The 17,320-nt window shown below is 71.0% G+C and carries 11 protein-coding genes; 7 read left to right on the forward strand and 4 right to left on the reverse strand.

Features of this window, described 5'->3' with window-relative positions; genetic code table 11:
- Window positions 1–76 precede the first annotated feature (76 nt).
- Entirely contained in the window at window positions 77–2,587 is a 2,511-nt protein-coding gene (gene pcrA / locus ABXJ52_RS22310; RefSeq protein ID WP_367044388.1) for a DNA helicase PcrA, read from the forward strand.
- A 45-nt stretch (window positions 2,588–2,632) separates the two neighbouring features.
- Here pcrA and ABXJ52_RS22315 read toward each other — a convergent pair whose 3' ends face one another.
- Window positions 2,633–4,240, reverse strand: coding sequence for a peptidoglycan DD-metalloendopeptidase family protein (locus tag ABXJ52_RS22315; RefSeq protein WP_367044389.1), 1,608 nt, complete (start codon window positions 4,238–4,240; stop codon window positions 2,633–2,635).
- Window positions 4,241–4,447: 207 nt separating this feature from the next.
- Entirely contained in the window at window positions 4,448–5,302 is an 855-nt protein-coding gene (locus tag ABXJ52_RS22320; RefSeq protein WP_367044390.1) for an alpha/beta fold hydrolase, read from the reverse strand.
- 402 nt (window positions 5,303–5,704) lie between these two features.
- Between ABXJ52_RS22320 and ABXJ52_RS22325 the strand changes: the two genes are divergently transcribed.
- Window positions 5,705–6,121 (forward strand): cobalamin B12-binding domain-containing protein, encoded by a 417-nt coding sequence (locus tag ABXJ52_RS22325; protein WP_160506729.1) that lies wholly within the window; start codon window positions 5,705–5,707, stop codon window positions 6,119–6,121.
- 301 nt (window positions 6,122–6,422) lie between these two features.
- On the opposite strand, the gene ABXJ52_RS22330 is transcribed toward ABXJ52_RS22325, so the two are convergent.
- Together ABXJ52_RS22330 and ABXJ52_RS22335 are read right to left on the reverse strand one after the other, a co-directional pair.
- Entirely contained in the window at window positions 6,423–8,144 is a 1,722-nt protein-coding gene (locus ABXJ52_RS22330; protein ID WP_367044391.1) for a DUF5691 domain-containing protein, read from the reverse strand.
- Window positions 8,145–8,594: 450 nt separating this feature from the next.
- Window positions 8,595–9,977 (reverse strand): SWIM zinc finger family protein, encoded by a 1,383-nt coding sequence (locus ABXJ52_RS22335; RefSeq protein ID WP_367044392.1) that lies wholly within the window; start codon window positions 9,975–9,977, stop codon window positions 8,595–8,597.
- A 155-nt stretch (window positions 9,978–10,132) separates the two neighbouring features.
- Between ABXJ52_RS22335 and ABXJ52_RS22340 the strand changes: the two genes are divergently transcribed.
- The 5 genes from ABXJ52_RS22340 (at window position 10,133) to sucC (ending at window position 17,316) form a co-directional block, all read left to right on the forward strand.
- Window positions 10,133–11,308 carry an AAA family ATPase gene (locus ABXJ52_RS22340; RefSeq protein WP_367044393.1) on the forward strand — a complete coding sequence of 392 codons (1,176 nt, stop codon included), beginning with the start codon at window positions 10,133–10,135 and terminating at the stop codon, window positions 11,306–11,308.
- Between the two features lie 96 nt (window positions 11,309–11,404).
- Window positions 11,405–14,164 carry a DUF5682 family protein gene (locus ABXJ52_RS22345; RefSeq protein ID WP_367044394.1) on the forward strand — a complete coding sequence of 920 codons (2,760 nt, stop codon included), beginning with the start codon at window positions 11,405–11,407 and terminating at the stop codon, window positions 14,162–14,164.
- A 58-nt stretch (window positions 14,165–14,222) separates the two neighbouring features.
- A complete protein-coding gene (locus ABXJ52_RS22350) occupies window positions 14,223–15,365 on the forward strand; it encodes a VWA domain-containing protein (RefSeq protein WP_367049183.1) in 1,143 nt (380 codons plus the stop codon).
- Window positions 15,366–15,577: 212 nt separating this feature from the next.
- Window positions 15,578–15,802 (forward strand): hypothetical protein, encoded by a 225-nt coding sequence (locus tag ABXJ52_RS22355; protein WP_367044395.1) that lies wholly within the window; start codon window positions 15,578–15,580, stop codon window positions 15,800–15,802.
- Window positions 15,803–16,137: 335 nt separating this feature from the next.
- Window positions 16,138–17,316, forward strand: coding sequence for an ADP-forming succinate--CoA ligase subunit beta (gene sucC / locus ABXJ52_RS22360; protein ID WP_367044396.1), 1,179 nt, complete (start codon window positions 16,138–16,140; stop codon window positions 17,314–17,316).
- The last annotated feature ends 4 nt before the right edge of the window (window positions 17,317–17,320 follow it).

A 17,320-nucleotide genomic window follows, 5' to 3' on the forward strand; every position in this document is an offset into this window, starting at 1 on the left:
GAGCGGGGCGTAAGCGGAGCGACGTGACCGGAACCCGGGGCGGGTTGTCAGTGGGGCCGCCTAGACTCGGGAGGCGATGAGCAGCCTCTTTGATGACAGCTTCCTGGCGGACCTCCAGCCCTCGCGGGCCTCGGAGGGGGAGCCCCCGCCGCCGCCCGAGGACAGTGCGCCGGAATCCGTTCCGCATGATCTGTTCGACGGGAAGTTCGACGCGCCCGTGCCCCGGGACGCGCACTACCGCGGCGGCGCCCCCCGCCCCGTGATCGACCCGGCTGCCCTGCTCGACGGGCTGAACGAGAACCAGCGCGCGGCCGTCGTGCACGCGGACTCCCCGCTGCTCATCGTCGCGGGCGCCGGCTCCGGCAAGACCCGGGTCCTGACGCACCGCATCGCGTATCTCCTGGCCGAGCGGCACGTGCACCCGGGGCAGATCCTGGCGATCACGTTCACGAACAAGGCCGCGGGCGAGATGAAGGAGCGCGTCGAGCAGCTCGTCGGGCCGCGGGCCAACGCGATGTGGGTGTCGACGTTCCACAGCGCGTGCGTCCGCATCCTGCGCCGCGAGTCGAAGAAGCTCGGCTTCACCTCGTCCTTCTCGATCTACGACGCCGCGGACTCCAAGCGGCTGATGGCGCTGGTCTGCCGCGACCTGGACATCGACCCGAAGAAGTTCCCGCCGAAGTCCTTCAGCGCCAAGATCTCGAACCTGAAGAACGAGCTGATCGACGAGGAGTCCTTCGCCGGCCAGGCCACCGACGGCTTCGAGAAGACGCTCGCCCAGGCGTACGCGATGTACCAGTCGCGGCTGCGCGAGGCCAACGCCCTCGACTTCGACGACCTGATCATGACGACGGTCCACATGTTCCGCGCGTTCCCGGACGTCGCCGAGCACTACCGCCGCCGCTTCCGCCACGTGATGGTCGACGAGTACCAGGACACCAACCACGCCCAGTACGCCCTGGTGCGCGAGCTGGTCGGCCCCTCCGGAGGCGAGGGAGACGACCCCGCCGAGCTGTGTGTCGTGGGTGACGCGGACCAGTCGATCTACGCCTTCCGCGGCGCGACGATCCGCAACATCCTCCAGTTCGAGGAGGACTACCCGAACGCGACGACGATCCTCCTGGAGCAGAACTACCGCTCCACACAGACGATCCTGACCGCGGCCAACGCCGTCATCGAGCGCAACGAAAGCCGCCGCCCCAAGAACCTGTGGACCAACGCGGGCGCGGGCGCGGGCATCACGGGCTACGTCGCCGACACCGAGCACGACGAGGCGCAGTTCGTCGCCGACGAGATCGACCGGCTCACCGACGCGGGCGACGCGAAGGCGGGCGACGTCGCGATCTTCTACCGGACGAACGCGCAGTCCCGTGTCTTCGAAGAGATCTTCATCCGCGTCGGCCTGCCCTACAAGGTCGTCGGCGGCGTGCGCTTCTACGAGCGCAAGGAGGTCCGGGACGTCCTCGCGTATCTGCGGGTGCTCGCCAACCCGGAGGACTCCGTCCCGCTGCGCCGCATTCTGAACGTGCCCAAGAGGGGCATCGGCGACCGCGCGGAGGCGATGATCGACGCGCTCTCGCAGCGCGAGAAGATCTCCTTCCCGCAGGCGCTGAAGCGCGTCGACGAGGCGTACGGGATGGCGGCCCGCTCGGCCAACGCCGTCAAGCGGTTCAACGTGCTGATGGAGGAGCTGCGGACCATCGTCGAGTCCGGCGCGGGCCCCGCCGTGGTCTTGGAGGCCGTGCTCGAACGCACCGGGTATCTCGCCGAGTTGCAGGCCTCGACCGACCCGCAGGACGAGACGCGCATCGAGAACCTCCAGGAACTGGCCGCCGTGGCGCTGGAGTTCGAGCAGGACAGCGGCGAAGCAACTGCAGGAGGCGAAGGCGAAGGGGAGGCCGAGGGCGAAGAGGCCGCGGCCACAGGCGTGTCGGGCACGCTCTCCGAGTTCCTGGAGCGGGTCGCGCTCGTCGCCGACTCGGACCAGATCCCGGACGAGGAGGACGACGGCTCCGGAGTCATCACGCTGATGACGCTGCACACCGCCAAGGGCCTCGAGTTCCCGGTGGTCTTCCTGACCGGCATGGAGGACGGCGTCTTCCCGCACATGCGTGCCCTCGGCCAGGTCAAGGAGCTGGAGGAGGAGCGCCGCCTCGCGTATGTGGGCATCACGCGCGCGCGTGAGCGGCTCTATCTGACGCGGTCCTCGATGCGCAGCGCCTGGGGACAGCCCTCGTACAACCCGCCCTCGCGCTTCCTGGAGGAGATCCCGGAGGTGCACCTGGACTGGAAGCGGAAGGGTTCCGTCGGCGCACCGGCGTCCTCCGGGCCCGCGGCCTCGATTGCCTCCTCCTTGTCGTCGTCGCGCTCGCGCACCGGGGGCGCGCAGGGCTTCGCCACGCGCCGTACCTCGGAGAAGCCGGTGGTCGCGCTGGCGGTGGGGGACCGGGTCACGCACGACCAGTTCGGCCTCGGGACCGTGGTCGGGGTGAAGGGGACGGGCGCCAACGCCGAGGCGACGGTGGACTTCGGAGATCCGAAGCCGAAGCGTCTGCTGCTGCGGTACGCACCGGTGGAGAAGCTGTGACGCCTGACGCGCTGTAACGCCCAACCTCGCGGGCGGCGGCCGGAGTTACGTCGGGTCGAGGCCGTGGCTGCGGAGCCACGGCAGCGGGTCGATCGCCGAGCCGCCGCCGGGGCGCACCTCGAAGTGCAGGTGCGGTCCCGTGGAGTTGCCGGAGTTGCCGGAGAAGGCGATGGGGTCGCCCGCCTTGACGGGGCCGCTGGAGACCTTGTGCGTGGAGAGGTGGCAGTACCACGTCTCCGTGCCGTCCTTGGCGGTCACGATCGCCATGTTGCCGTAGGCGCTGTTCCACTTCGTGGAGACCGTGCCGTCGGTGGCGGCGAGCACCTCGGTGCCGTACGACACCGGGAAGTCGATGCCGGAGTGCGCGGACATCCAGTTGATGCCCGCCTGGCCGTAGTACGCGCTCAGGCCGTGCTGCTTCACCGGCAGCGAGAACTTGGGACGCAGGCGCTCCTTGCGCGCGGCTTCCTCGGCGGCCTTCTTCTCGGCGGCCGCCTTCTCCGCCTTGAGGTCGATGCGCTCCTGCGTGCGGCTCGCGCGGTCGGCGAAGTCACCGGCGTCCGCGGAGAGGTTCGCCAGCTGCGTGTCGAGCTTGTTGTTGGCGGCCGAGGGCTGAACCGACGCGGGGTCGGGGGCCGATGCCGCCTGCGCCTCCTTCTCGTCACCGCCGCCGAAGTCGCCCACGGAAGCGGCGGCGATACCCGCGACGCCCATCACGCAGGCGGAGGGCACGGCGACGGTGAAGAGCGCGGAGCGCTTGGCGGGGGAGCGGCGGCGGGCCCGCGAGCGGGAGCCGTGCGGACGGTCCATGACCGGCGGCTCGCCGTCACCTGCGGCGCCCCGGCGGATCGGCTCGACCGGGCCGAGCGAATCGGCGGGCGCCTCGTCGGGGGTGAACTCGTGTTCGGCGGCGGCCGGTTGGGCGTAGGCCTCGGGGGAGTGAGACTCGGAGAGGTACGGATCGACCGCATAAGCCCCGGTGTCGTAGGGCGAAAGTTCGTACGGGTCGGCCTCGTACGGGTCGGCTGCTCCGGGCGTGTCCTGATCTTCGTACGTCCCGAGGGGATCGTTCGTCACGAGCGTCTCGTGCGTCCCTGTGGACCCGTACGTCATGTCCTGGCCGCTGGAGTTCCACGCGGTCGCGTCGTACGCGCCGGTGTCGAAGGCCTGGGTCTCCCACTGGCCGGTCTGCTGCGGCTGGTTCCAGGCGGTGGCGTCCCACTGGCTCGTGGCTTCGGGGCCGCCGGGCTGTGCGGGGATGTCGGCGGAGACGTGCTGATAACCGCCGGTCGTCCACATGGCACCGGTGTCGTAGCTGCCGGTCTCGTAACCACTGGTTTCGTACGCGGCTTGGTGCTGCGCGGCGTACGGGTCGTAGTTCAGCGTTTGCTGCGTCCCTGTGGTGGACCACTGGCCGGTGTCATACGAACTGCCGGGCATGTCACCGAAGAGGGGGTCGGACGCGAAGCTTCCGGTGTCCGGACCGGCCGTCGCGTAGCTGCCTGTGGAGTCCAGGCTTCCTGTGGCGTAGCCGTCGTACCCGGCGTAGGCGCCGTGCTCGGTGCTCTGCAGGTCATACGCCGCGTAGGGCGCATAGTCGGCAGGTGCCGAGGCCGGGGGTGTCGAGCTCCCCGACGGGTGACGGTCGTTCACCAACTTCTCTTTCGCCTCGGCAGCAGGGGCGGAGCAGTGCGGCGACTGTACCCGGCGGTATGCGGGCGCGACAATCTTCGGCAGGTTTCGCGCTCTCAGGAAAGGGGCATTCGGCCGTCTTTCGGCGGACTGCGGGCACAGCTTTGGCCCTGCGTTCGAGCTCCGTTCGACGAATTGGCTTCGCTGCGGGGTGCGAAAACCTGCTCCTCAGGCCACGGTCAGTCCGCTTTCAGCGCCCGTCGCGAGAGTCCCCGGAGCGGGCGGATCGAGGGCTTGGCGGATGCCGGAGGCGACCGCGGGGTGCACGGGCAGGGCGAGATGACCGATACCGGAGACACGTACGTTCTGTGCGTTCAGGTCGGGGTGGTTGACGCAGGCTGTCTCGAGTGGGGCCATCAGCTGGTCCAGATCGCTCCAGAAGCTCACGAAACGGGTCCGGCAGTCCGGAGCGGGTTCGCGCAGTTCCTCGATCAGGTCCGAGCCGGGGCGCATCTGGCGCACGATCGGATGCGCGTCGGCCAGCGGCACCACCCGCGTGCCCCCGTGCGGAGTGCCGAGCGTGACTAGCGTGCGGACGCGCTCGTCGCCGCCGAGGCGCTGCGCGTAGTAACGGGCTATCAGGCCGCCGAGGCTGTGCCCGACGATGTCCACCCGGTCGTGGCCCGTGCGCTCGCAGATCTCCTCTATGTGGCGGCCGAGCAGCTCGGCGGCGGTGCGGATGTCGCAGGTGAGAGGGGAGTAGTTGAGGGACTCCACGTGCTGGCCGCCGTGCTGCGCCAGGGAGCGGCGCAGGAGGACGAAGACCGAACGGTTGTCGATGAAGCCGTGCAGGAGTACGACCGGTGGCCTGCTCTCCGCGGGGAGGCGAGGGGCGTCGGGAGACGCCGGTTCGGCGATGAGCCGGCGTTCCTGGGCGATGCCCGAGGGGTAGAGGAGGAGGTGTCCGGCAAGGATCGCCACCTCGAGTGCGGTCGCCTTCAGCAGAGCCATGGAGAGCCCCGCCAGTCTGGCGGGCAGCTGGAGGCGGGGCGGGCGAAAGGGCAGGACCCTCGTGATGGTCATGGTCGACCTCCCGGTCGGCACGCGGGAGGACGGCTCTGTCCCCCGTGTGCCCGTAGCGGGGAGGCGTGCCGGAGGTCGTACGACGGTGCTCCGTCGGCGCCGGTGGCGTCCCGCATGCCGGCGCGATCGCCGATGCGCCGCGTCACCACGGCGTGCGGCTGACGGCGTGGCGGCACGGCGACCTCGTTGCGGCTCCCCTTGCGCCCTCCCGGAGCGGTCCAAATGCCGCCGAATACGGGAGCGGCGCGCAGCGAACGTGTCCCATCGTGTGATTTCCCCCTCGCTCTCCACCGTGAAACTGCCCGGTGCGAGATGCTGGAGATAACGTTCGTTCACTTCCTCGGCCGGTGCGGCACGGGGTGCCAGTGCTCGGACGATGGATATCGGTACATGGAGGCAGTGATGGGTGTGGCAGCCGGTCCGATCCGCGTGGTGGTGGCCAAGCCGGGTCTCGACGGTCATGATCGCGGAGCCAAGGTGATCGCGCGGGCACTGCGTGACGCGGGTATGGAGGTCATCTACACCGGCCTGCATCAGACGCCCGAGCAGGTGGTCGACACCGCGATCCAGGAGGACGCCGACGCGATCGGTCTGTCCATCCTCTCCGGCGCGCACAACACGCTCTTCGCGCGCGTGATCGAGCTCCTCAAGGAGCGTGACGCGGAGGACATCAAGGTCTTTGGCGGCGGCATCATCCCCGAGGCGGACATCGCGCCGCTCAAGGAGAAGGGTGTCGCGGAGATCTTCACCCCCGGTGCGACGACGGCCTCGATCGTGGACTGGGTCCGGGCAAACGTCCGCCAGCCGGCGGGCGCCTGACGGCTACCGGGCGGTGGTTAATGTCTGCCGGGCTGTGGGTGGCGTCCGCCGGGGCGTGGTTGCCGCACGCCGGGGTGTGGCTGACGCCGGCAGGGGTGTCGTTGCCGCGGGGCGTGGCTGGCGTCCGCCGGGTTGTTTGACGCCCTCGGTGCTGTGGTTGTCGTTCGGTGGGCCGTGGCTGGCGCGGGCTGTGCTGCGGCCGGTTCGTCCGGCTTTCCTCGCTTGAGGGTGGGGGCGGGTTGTCGGCTTTGCGTTGTGGTGGGGGTGGTGGCCGGCTGCCTTCGCGTCTTTCTCGGGGGCTCTAGGATGGCGGCGCCTCGGACTCTGGGAGCGCGCCAAGTTCCGCTCGCATTGCCGCGCGTAGACGCAACGTACTGACCAGGCGCTGGAAAGCCTCCGACCAGTAGCCGCCGGCTCCGGGGGACGCGTCCTCCGGCTCGTCCGGTATCGCCGTCAGTGCGTCCAGACGGACCGCTTCCGCCGGGTCCAGGCAGCGCTCCGCGAGGCCCATCACTCCGCTGAAGCTCCAGGGGTAACTCCCGGCGTCCCGTGCGATGTTCAACGCGTCCACCACCGCCCGGCCCAGCGGCTCCGACCAGGGCAGCTCGCACACGCCGAGCAGTTGGAACGCCTCCGAGAGGCCGTGCGTCGCGATGAACCCCGCGACCCAGTCGGCCCGCTCCCCGCCAGGCAGCGCTGCGAGGAGCTTCGCGCGCTCGGCGAGCGATGCCGCGCCGGGCCCCGCAGCGTCGGGGGACGAGGGGACGCCGAGCAGCGCCTGGGACCAGACCGCGTCGCGCTGCCGCACGGCCGCGCGGCACCACGCGGCGTGCAGCTCGCTCCGCCAGTCGTCGGCCACGGGAAGCGCCACGATCTCGGCGGGGTTACGGCCGCCGAGCCGCTCCGACCAGGTGCCGAGCGGAGCGGCCTCCACCAACTGGCCCAACCACCAGGAGCGTTCGCCTCGCCCCGTCGGCGGCTTCGGGGTGACGCCGTCGCGCTCCATGCCCGCGTCGCACTCGTGCGGCGCCTCGACGGTGAGCGTCGGCATGCTCTTCGTGCCCTGCGCGTGATCGATGGCCACGCAGGACGCTGCACGGTCCGCCATCCGCGCGGCCAGGGCGGACGAGGGGAGCGCGGAAAGGAGCTCGGCCGCCGTGGCGCGGACGTTACGGCTGCGGTCGGCGAGGGCCTGCTCCAGGAACGGCTCGTCGGCGTCACGCAGGTGGGTGCGCAGGGAGTCGAGGAACATCAGGCGGTCCTCCGCTCGCTCCGTACTCCAGGTGGAAGCGAGCAACTCCCGGGCTGCGTCCGGGTCATGGGACCGCACCGCGCCGAGCAGGGCGACGCGCTCGGCGAAGAGACCCTCCTCCCAGAGCTGCTGGACCTGTGCGGTCTCTTCCGGGGCCGGCAAAGCCGCCCCGCCGCCCGGAGCGGAGCGGAGAGCGAACTTCCAGTCCGGGTTGAGCCGGGCCAGCCACAGTGCCCGCGGGCCTGCGAAGGTGAGGGCCTGCGGCCTGAGATCCGTGCGCCCGCGGGCCGCGTTCAGGAGAGCGGGGAGCAGCTCCGGTGGCGCCGCGAAGCCGCGGTCGTTGGCCAACGCCAGCCACTGGGGCAGCAGTTCCATAAGGTCGGGCACCGCGCCCCGGCGGCCACCGCTGCCCGCTCCGGGGTGATCGGTGAGCAGCGTGGCGAGCCTGCGCCGTGCCGCAGGCGGCACCACGGGCCTGGGATCGTCCGCCGCTGGCTCAGGAGGTGCGGCCGCTTGCGCGGGGGACAGCCCGGCTCTGCGCCGCACGGTCTGCACCGCGGCCGCGTCCAGGAGGGCGGTCGGTGCGTTCTTGCCTTGGGTGCGTACGGGGGGAGTGCGGCGGTCGGTGCCGAGGAGCGCGGCGGTGACCAGGTCCTCCCAGGGGGTGTCCAGGTCCTCCCAGGGGGCGGCGGTCGCTTCGGCGCGAGCGGTCGCCTTGGCGGGTGTCGTGTGTGGTGTTGTGTGTGGTGTGGGTGTGGTGTTGCCGGTCATGTGGGCTCCTCTCCCGGACGGGTAGCTCCGGCGGATGGGTGGCTCCGGCGGATGGGCAGCTCCGGTTCTCTCCGGTTTCTCCCTGGCACTACGGCCTTGCTGGCTTTTCAGATCCCGCAGGTCTTGCAGATCCCGCAGGTCTTGCAGATCCCGCAGGTCTTGCAGAGCCCGTAGACACCTCAGGCCCTCAGGCAATGCAGGTCTCGCAGGAACCGTAGACACCTGAGGCACCTCAGACCACTGCGGCCCCTCGGGCACAGCTGCACCTCTGGTCGTGCAGAGCCCGTAGACACCTCAGGCCCCTCAAGCACTTCAGGCCCCTTAGGCCTCCTCAGAACCCTCAGCACCTCAGGCACCTCAACCCCCAACCCCCACGGGTCTTCCAGGCCCCACGGCCCCTCAGGTCTCGGCGACCCCTGGCGCCGCGCCGGCCGGCGCGCCCCGTGGTGGTCAGCACAGGGTCACCGCCTCTCCCGCGCCGCGCGGCCAGGCCGTAAGAGGGGTGAAGCCCTCGTGGCCGCATTCGCCGAAGACCGTCACCGGAGCGCCTCCGGAGAGTGCCACCAGCCGCCACAGGCCCGCCCGGGACGCGGCGGAGGGGGTGATGGGCAGCGCCATGTCGCCTTCCACGTCCACCAGTTGCCAGCTGTCGGATGAGGGCCCCGGGAGCGGAGTCGGTATGACTTCGCTCAGCGTCACCGGCCAGGCGTCCAGCCATGGGTCGTCCCGAAGCGCCTCTCCGTAGCGGTGCGCGGCCTGTTCCGTTCGTGCGCCCGGCGGCCGGATGGCTGTCGGCGCGGGAGCTCCGAATTGCTCGCCCAGGTCGGCCCGCAACTGCCCTGCTCCTGGGTACGAGGTCAGTTCGGCGTCCAGCGCGAGGCCCACCGGCAGTGCGAGTGACGGTGCGCGGCCCGCGGCTCCGTAGGAGAGGAGAAGGGCCGTCCGCCCGGACTCCGCGCCGTACAGCCAGATCCGGCGGGTGGTGAGCTTGCTGTCCGCCGAGTCGTACTGCGCGAGGACCAGCCAGCGGTCCCGCACCGACGGGCCCTCCGTCGGCGCGGGCAGGCCTATGCGGGAGCGGACCGTGGCGGCCAGGGCCTCCGGCAGTCGCTCGCGGTGCAGCCAGCCCTGGCCGAGAAGATGAAGGAGCGCGCACTCCTCCAGCATCCGCACGGGCCAGCCGGGCCCGGAGGAGGGAATGGCACCCAACTCCCGTACGCGCGAGGCGAGGCCGGGCGCCTGGGCGTCGACCATGCGGGCCGCTGTCTCCTCCCACAGCCCGTACCCCGTCTGCTCGGCGGCCGCTATGCCTCCTCGCAGTAGATCGGAGAGGCGCTGCTCAAGCTCCCTCACCCCAGCCGTGACCCGCTCGGCCCGCCGCTCCGCCCTGCGCCGCGCGGCCTCGGGATCAGCGACCGGCGAACCCGGCGCCGCGTCCGAAGTCCGCTTCGTCTCTGCTCTCTTACGGCGCCCCGCCAGCCATTCCTCCGCCCACCCCGGAGGTTGCGCGTCCGTCGCGACGGCGACCGTCCCGTCCTCGCCCGCCCAGAGCAGCAGCAGCCCGAGCGCGTGCTTGCACGGGAATTTGCGGCTCGGACAACTGCACTTGTACGCCGGACCCGCGGCGCCGGCGATGTCCGCGATGTCGACGACCGTCTGATACGGCCTGCTCCCGCTCCCCTTGCACAGTCCCCACACCGTCCCCTCGCCCGAACTGCCCGCCTCCGACCATGGGCCGGCGACGCCGAGTTTGCTTCCCGCCTTGCGTGATGGCGCGTCAGGAGCCAAGGCCAGCACCTGATCCGCCGTCCAGCGCACCCCCTGCTGAGTCATGTCATCGAAGGTAGATCCCGCCACTGACAATCGACCCCGGGCGCCATGTCTGTGCAGGTCAGCGGCGTGCGAGGGTCGATTGTCAGTGGCGTGGTGCACGGTTGGAATCACATCCGGGCCAGATGCGTCCGGACGAGTTGGAGGGGGATCGCTCCATGACCGTGTCCGTCGGCTCGACGAACTCAACGACCTCGACAACCTCATCGACCGAGAACCCGCTCGCGTCCGTGTCCACCGCGCCCGCGGGGGAGACGGAGGCGCTTCGGCCGCACGCCGAGCATGCCTTCGCCGCCGAGCTGGCCGCGCTCGTCGCACAGGACGACCGGCCCCGGCCTGCCCGCTGGCGGCTCTCGCCATGGGCGGTCGCGACGTATCTGCTCGGCGGCACGCTGCCCGACGGAACGGTGATCTCGCCGAAGTACGTGGGGCCGCGCCGCATCGTCGAGGTGGCCGTCACCACCCTCGCCACCGACCGTGCCCTGCTTCTGCTCGGCGTGCCCGGCACCGCGAAGACGTGGGTGTCCGAGCATCTGGCGGCCGCGGTCAGCGGCGACTCGACACTGCTCGTGCAGGGCACGGCCGGAACGCCGGAGGAGGCGATCCGGTACGGATGGAACTACGCGCAGCTGCTCGCGCACGGCCCCAGCCGCGACGCGCTCGTGCCGAGCCCCGTCATGCGGGCCATGTCCGAAGGCATGACGGCGCGGGTCGAGGAGCTGACCCGCATTCCCGCGGACGTACAGGACACGCTGATCACGATCCTGTCGGAAAAGACCCTTCCCATACCGGAGTTGGGCCAGGAAGTGCAGGCCGTACGCGGCTTCAACCTCATCGCCACGGCCAACAACCGCGACCGCGGGGTCAACGACCTGTCGAGCGCGCTGCGCCGCCGCTTCAACACAGTGATCCTTCCGCTGCCGGAGAGCGCCGACGCCGAGGTCGACATCGTCTCGCGGCGCGTGGACCAGATCGGGCGCTCGCTCGATCTGCCGTCCGGGCCCGAGGGGATCGACGAGATACGCCGCGTCGTCACCGTCTTCCGCGAGCTGCGGGACGGAGTCACGGCCGACGGGCGTACGAAGGTGAAGTCGCCGAGCGGCACGCTCTCGACGGCCGAGGCGATATCCGTCGTGACCAACGGGCTCGCGCTGGCCGCGCACTTCGGGGACGGCGTGCTGCGGCCGGGCGATGTCGCGGCGGGGATCCTCGGCGCGGTCGTACGCGACCCGGCGGCGGACCGGGTGATCTGGCAGGAGTACCTGGAGGCGGTGGTTCGGGAGCGTGACGGTTGGAAGGACTTCTACCGCGCGTGCCGTGAGGTGAGTGCGTGACGGGTGTGGGCGCGGGTGTGGGTGTGGGTGTGGGTGCGGTTGTAGGTGTGGGTGATGTGACGGTGGTTTGTTCGCGGGAGACGGGGAGGGGCGGGCATGAACGGCGAGGCGCGGGGGACGACTCGGGCTGGCGAGGGGCCTTTGCTGCTCGGGGTGAGGCATCACGGACCGGGGTCGGCGCGTGCGGTGCGAGCGGCGCTTGAGCGGGGCGCGCCGCGTGTGTTGCTGATCGAGGGGCCGCCGGAGGCCGACGCGTTGGTGGGGCTCGCGGCGGAGGAGGGGATGCGGCCGCCGGTCGCGCTGTTGGCGCACGTGGTGGATGAGCCCGGGCGATCGGCGTTCTGGCCGATGGCCGAGTTCTCGCCGGAGTGGGTCGCGATCAAGTGGGCCGCGGAGGCGGGGGTCCCGGTGCGTTTCGTGGATCTTCCGGCGGCGCATTCGCTGGCGCGGGCGGAGGTGCCCGAGGGGCCTGAGGACTCCGCGGAGGGGGCGCCGGGCGAGTCCGGAACTCCGGACGACGCGGGTGCGGACGCGGACGCGGATGCGAATGCGGGGGTGGACGCGGACGTGGATGCGGTGCGGATCGACCCGCTCGCGGTGCTTGCCGAGACCGCCGGGTACGACGATCCGGAGCGGTGGTGGGAGGACGTGGTCGAACACCGGGGGGCGAGCGGGGACGCCTTCGCGCCGTTCGACGCGCTGGGCGAGGCGATGGGGGCGCTGCGCGAGGAGTACGGGACGGGCGGGCACGACCGTGACCTGGTGCGTGAGGCGTACATGCGCGTCCAGGTGCGGGCGGCGCAACGGGAGTTCGGCGCGGACGACGTCGCTGTCGTGTGCGGGGCATGGCATGTGCCCGCGCTGCGGCAGAAGGTGACGGTCGCGGCCGACCGCGCGCTGCTCAAAGGGCTGCCGAAGGTGAAGGTCGACATGACCTGGGTGCCCTGGACGCACCGCCGCCTCTCGCGGGCCAGTGGGTACGGCGCGGGGATCGCGTCGCCCGGTTGGTACGGGCATCTGTTCAGCGCGCCCGACCGGCCCGTCGAGCGATGGCTGACCAAGGTCGCTCGACTCCTTCGGGACGAGGACAGGCTTGTGTCGTCCGCGCATGTCATCGAGGCGGTGCGCCTCGCGGACACGCTCGCCGCGATGCGGGGGCGTCCGCTGCCGGGGCTCACCGAGACGGCGGATGCGATCCGGGCGGTGATGTGCGAGGGCTCGGACGTGCCGCTCTCCCTCGTGCACGACAAGCTCGTCGTCGGGGATGTCCTCGGGGAGGTGCCTGACTCCGCACCGGCGGTGCCGTTGCAGCGCGATCTCACACGCCTCCAGCGGAAGCTACGGCTCAAACCGGAGGCTCTGGAGCGGGAGTTGGAGCTGGATCTGCGCAAGGACACGGATGCGGCGCGCAGCAGGCTGTTGCACCGCCTCCGGCTGCTCGGGATCGGCTGGGGCGAGCCGGTCGAGTCGCGGGGGAGTACGGGTACGTTCCGGGAGACCTGGCGGCTGCGGTGGGAGCCGGAGCTTTCCGTGCGGGTGGCCGAGGCGGGGGTGTGGGGGACGACCGTCCTGGCGGCGGCCACCGCTCGGGCGGAGTCCGCCGCCGTCGGGGCCGGGGCGCTGGCCGATGTCACCGCGCTGGCCGAGCGGTGTCTGCTGGCCGAACTGCCGGATGCGCTGCCTGTGGTGATGCGGGTCCTCGCGGACCGGGCGGCGCTGGACGCGGACGTCGGGCATCTGGCGCAGGCGCTGCCCGCGTTGGTGCGGTCGCTCCGGTACGGGGATGTGCGGGGCACGGACACGGCCGCGCTCGGCGAGGTGGCCGTGGGGCTGGCCGAGCGGGTGTTCGTCGGGCTGCCGCCCGCGTGCGCGGGGCTCGACCAGGACGCGGCGCTCGAGATGCGGGGTCATGTGGACGCGGTTCACCAGGCGGTGGGCCTGCTGGGGGAGTTGGGCGCTGGGCCGGCGGATGCGGCGGCGTCCGGTCCGCGGCCGTCTCCACCGGGGGCCGGCGTGCGGGGGCGGTGGTACCGCGTGCTGAGGGTGTTGGGGGGGCGGGACAGCGTCGCGGGGGTGGTGCGGGGGCGGTGCGTGCGGATCTTGATGGACGGCGGGGAGTTGGCCGATGGCGAGGCCGCCCGGTTCATGGGGCTCGCCCTGTCACGGGGGACAGAACCCGCTGAAGCCGCCGCCTGGATCGAGGGGTTCGTGGGCGGCGGGTCAGGGGGCGGCATGCTGCTCGTCCACGACGAGCGGCTGCTCGGCCTGGTCGACGACTGGCTGACCGGCGTCCCCGACCGCGCCTTCACCGACGTCCTGCCTCTCCTGCGGCGCACCTTCTCGGCATACGAACCAGGAGTGCGGCGCACACTGGGCGAGCTGGTACGGCGCGGCCCGACGAAGGGCGACGCGTCCCCGACCAAGGCCACCGGGATACCTGGCTTCGGACCGACCTTGAACACCGTGCGCGCAGACGCGGTCCTGCCGGTGCTGAGTCTGCTGCTGGGGGCTGGGGCGGATCCCGGGGCCGTGGATCCCCGGGATGTGTCCGGCGACGGGGTGGTGGCTGGGGCCGGGGTTGTGCGTGGTTCTGGGGCGGAGGCTGGACCAGAGGCTGCACGTGGCTGCGGGACTGGGCCCCGCCCAGGGGCGGAGGCGGGGCCGGGAGCAGTGCGTGGCTCGGGGGTGGCGCCTGGCGCGGGGGTAGGGCCCGATTTCGGGGTGGCGCCTGGCGCGGGGGTAGGGCCCGGTTTCGGGGCGGTGCCTAGCTCGGGGGTGGCGTATGGGGCGGGGTCGGAGATGGGGGCGGGGTTGTGGGGGTGGGTTGATGGCGCAGGGCGTGGCAGTGGGGGTTGATCGGGGCGTGGGTTCGGGAGAGGGGAGTGGGCTGGTGACGGATCCTGTGCAGGAGCGGATGCGGCGGTGGCGGCTTGTGTTGGGCGGGGGTTCCGCCGATGGGACCGGGTGTGAGCTCGGGGGGCGGGATGCGGCGATGGATGGGGCGCTTGGTGCGCTCTATGGGGGCGGGGGTGCGGGGGAGAAGGACCGGGGGCGGGACCGTTCGGCGGGGCTCGGGGCGTCCGCGCCGTCCGTGGCGCGCTGGCTCGGGGACATTCGGACGTACTTCCCCTCCTCCGTTGTTCAGGTCATGCAGCGTGACGCCATCGACCGGCTGGGGCTGTCCACGCTGCTCCTGGAGCCCGAGATGCTGGAGGCCGTGGAGGCCGACGTCCATCTGGTGGGGGCCCTTCTCTCCCTCAACAAGGCCATGCCGGAGACCACGAAGGAGACCGCGCGGGCCGTCGTACGCAAGGTCGTCGAGGACCTGGAGAAGCGGCTCGCCACGCGTACCCGCGCCACCCTCACCGGCGCGCTCGACCGCAGCGCCCGCGTCAGCCGGCCGCGCCACCACGACATCGACTGGAACCGCACCGTCGCGGCCAACCTCAAGAACTACCTGCCGGAGTACAAGACGATCGTGCCCGAGCGCCTCATCGGGTACGGGCGGGCTTCGCAGTCCGTGAAGAAAGAGGTCATCCTCTGCATCGACCAGTCGGGCTCGATGGCCGCGTCCGTCGTCTACGCCTCGGTGTTCGGTGCCGTGCTCGGTTCGATGCGGTCGCTCAACACGCGGCTCGTCGTCTTCGACACGAATGTCGTCGACCTGACCGATCAGCTCGACGATCCGGTGGACGTCCTGTTCGGCACGCAGTTGGGGGGCGGGACCGACATCAACCGGGCGCTCGCGTACTGCCAGTCGCAGATCACCCGTCCCGCCGACACCATCGTCGTCCTCATCAGCGACCTCTACGAAGGAGGTATTCGCAACGAGATGCTGAAGCGGGTCGCGGCGATGAAGGCGTCCGGTGTGCAGTTCGTGACGCTGCTCGCGCTCTCCGACGAGGGGACACCCGCGTACGACCGCGAACACGCGGCGGCGCTCTCGGCCCTGGACGCGCCCGCCTTCGCCTGCACCCCGGATCTCTTCCCGGAGGTGATGGCAGCGGCGATCGAGAAGCGCCCACTGCCCATACCGGACATGAATACGCATCGGTAACAGGGGGCTTGCGCGAAGGTGGGCGGCCCGTGCGAGGATCGGCGGGCTTTATCTCCCGCATACCTCGCGCAAACCTGCCGCTCGCCCCCGCATACCTCCCGCTCGCCTCCCGGAGATTCGCGTCGCGCCCGTATATCGGTCAGCGTGCCGCTCATCGCTCCGGTCCCGCCCGGCCGCTCGTGCAGACCGTCGCCGACCAGGTGCGACCCGTCGTGCAGGGCGTAGGAGGCAGCGCGGGCGAGCTCGCGTACGGAGTCACGGGCGACGTCCAGCCGTTCGCCGGTGGTGTCGTCGGCCAGGTCTCGCCCTTCGCGCAGGACCTGACGGGCACCGTCGCTCCCGACGCCCAGTCGCTCGCCGGGAACGCCGTCACGGGCGTCCACGGCGTGGCCGACTCGGTCACCCCGAGCTACCTGCCCACGGCGCACGCCCTCTAAGAACGGGAGCCGGAGGGGGAGCCGGAGCGGGAGCGGCATCCGCGCGGCGGCGCGGATGCTGCTCCCTTCTCCCGCACCCCCTCTGCTCCGCTCCCAGCCAGCCCCCCCCCGCTTCCGCGATCTGTGACAGTCATCACCGCCCAAATGTGATCTGCGATTTAGGGACCCAAGGCCCACGGCGATAACCTGCGAGACGGACATGCCGCGTACCGGACTCCGTCCTACGCCTCCCTTGTGACAGCGCAGTCACGTTGCCCTCCGCGGCACGCCCACGCAGACAGCTGACCACAAAGCAGCGAGATCGCAGCGAGATCACGGAAAAGGGACGGACGCGCGTGGACCTGTTCGAGTACCAGGCGAGGGACCTCTTCGCCAAGCACGGTGTACCGGTGCTGGCCGGTGAAGTCATCGACACGCCTGAGGCGGCGCGCGAGGCCACCGAGAAGCTGGGCGGCAAGTCGGTCGTCAAGGCACAGGTGAAGGTCGGTGGCCGCGGCAAGGCCGGCGGCGTGAAGCTGGCCGACACCCCGGACGAGGCCGTCGCTCGCGCGACGGACATTCTCGGGATGGACATCAAGGGCCACACGGTCCACAAGGTGATGATCGCCGAGCTGTCCCCGGAGATCGAGGCGGAGTACTACGTCTCGTACCTCCTCGACCGCACCAACCGCACCTTCCTCGCCATGGCGTCGGTGCAGGGCGGCATGGACATCGAGGAGGTCGCGGAGAAGACCCCCGAGGCCCTCGCGAAGGTCCCGGTCAACGCCGTCGAGGGCGTGAACATCGAGAAGGCCCGCGAGATCGTGGCCCAGGCGAAGTTCCCGGCCGAGGTGGCCGAGGGTGTCGCCGAGGCCATGGTGACCCTGTGGGACACCTTCGTCGCCGAGGACGCGCTCCTCGTCGAGGTCAACCCCCTCGTCAAGACCAAGGACGGCCGCATCCTGGCCCTGGACGGCAAGGTCTCGCTCGACGAGAACGCCGACTTCCGCCAGGCCGACCACGAGGCGCTCGAGGACAAGGACGCAGCCAACCCGCTCGAGGCTGCCGCCAAGGCCAAGAACCTCAACTACGTGAAGCTCGACGGCGAGGTCGGCATCATCGGCAACGGCGCGGGTCTCGTCATGAGCACCCTGGACGTCGTCGCGTACGCCGGTGAGGCGCACGACAACGTCAAGCCGGCCAACTTCCTCGACATCGGCGGCGGCGCTTCGGCCGAGGTCATGGCGAACGGCCTGGAGATCATCCTCGGCGACCCGGACGTCAAGTCCGTCTTCGTCAACGTCTTCGGTGGCATCACCGCCTGTGACGAGGTCGCCAACGGCATCGTCCAGGCGCTCGAGCTGCTCAAGTCCAAGGGCGAGGAAGTTACCAAGCCCCTGGTCGTGCGCCTCGACGGCAACAACGCGGAGCTGGGTCGCAAGATCCTGAGCGACGCCAACCACCCGCTCGTGCAGCGCGTGGACACCATGGACGGCGCGGCCGACAAGGCCGCCGAGCTCGCGGCCGCGAAGTAAGGGA

The sequence above is a fragment of the Streptomyces sp. Je 1-332 genome (assembly GCF_040730185.1).
GTDB lineage: Bacteria > Actinomycetota > Actinomycetes > Streptomycetales > Streptomycetaceae > Streptomyces.

Bases quoted from the DNA above. Each gene is read 5' to 3' on its own strand.
- pcrA (WP_367044388.1), top strand. From the start codon at position 77: ATGAGCAGCCTCTTTGATGACAGCTTCCTGGCGGACCTCCAGCCCTCG.
- ABXJ52_RS22320 (WP_367044390.1), bottom strand. From the start codon at position 5,302: ATGACCATCACGAGGGTCCTGCCCTTTCGCCCGCCCCGCCTCCAGCTG.
- ABXJ52_RS22325 (WP_160506729.1), top strand. From the start codon at position 5,705: ATGGGTGTGGCAGCCGGTCCGATCCGCGTGGTGGTGGCCAAGCCGGGT.
- ABXJ52_RS22330 (WP_367044391.1), bottom strand. From the start codon at position 8,144: ATGACCGGCAACACCACACCCACACCACACACAACACCACACACGACA.
- ABXJ52_RS22335 (WP_367044392.1), bottom strand. From the start codon at position 9,977: ATGACTCAGCAGGGGGTGCGCTGGACGGCGGATCAGGTGCTGGCCTTG.
- ABXJ52_RS22340 (WP_367044393.1), top strand. From the start codon at position 10,133: ATGACCGTGTCCGTCGGCTCGACGAACTCAACGACCTCGACAACCTCA.
- ABXJ52_RS22345 (WP_367044394.1), top strand. From the start codon at position 11,405: ATGAACGGCGAGGCGCGGGGGACGACTCGGGCTGGCGAGGGGCCTTTG.
- ABXJ52_RS22350 (WP_367049183.1), top strand. From the start codon at position 14,223: ATGCGGCGGTGGCGGCTTGTGTTGGGCGGGGGTTCCGCCGATGGGACC.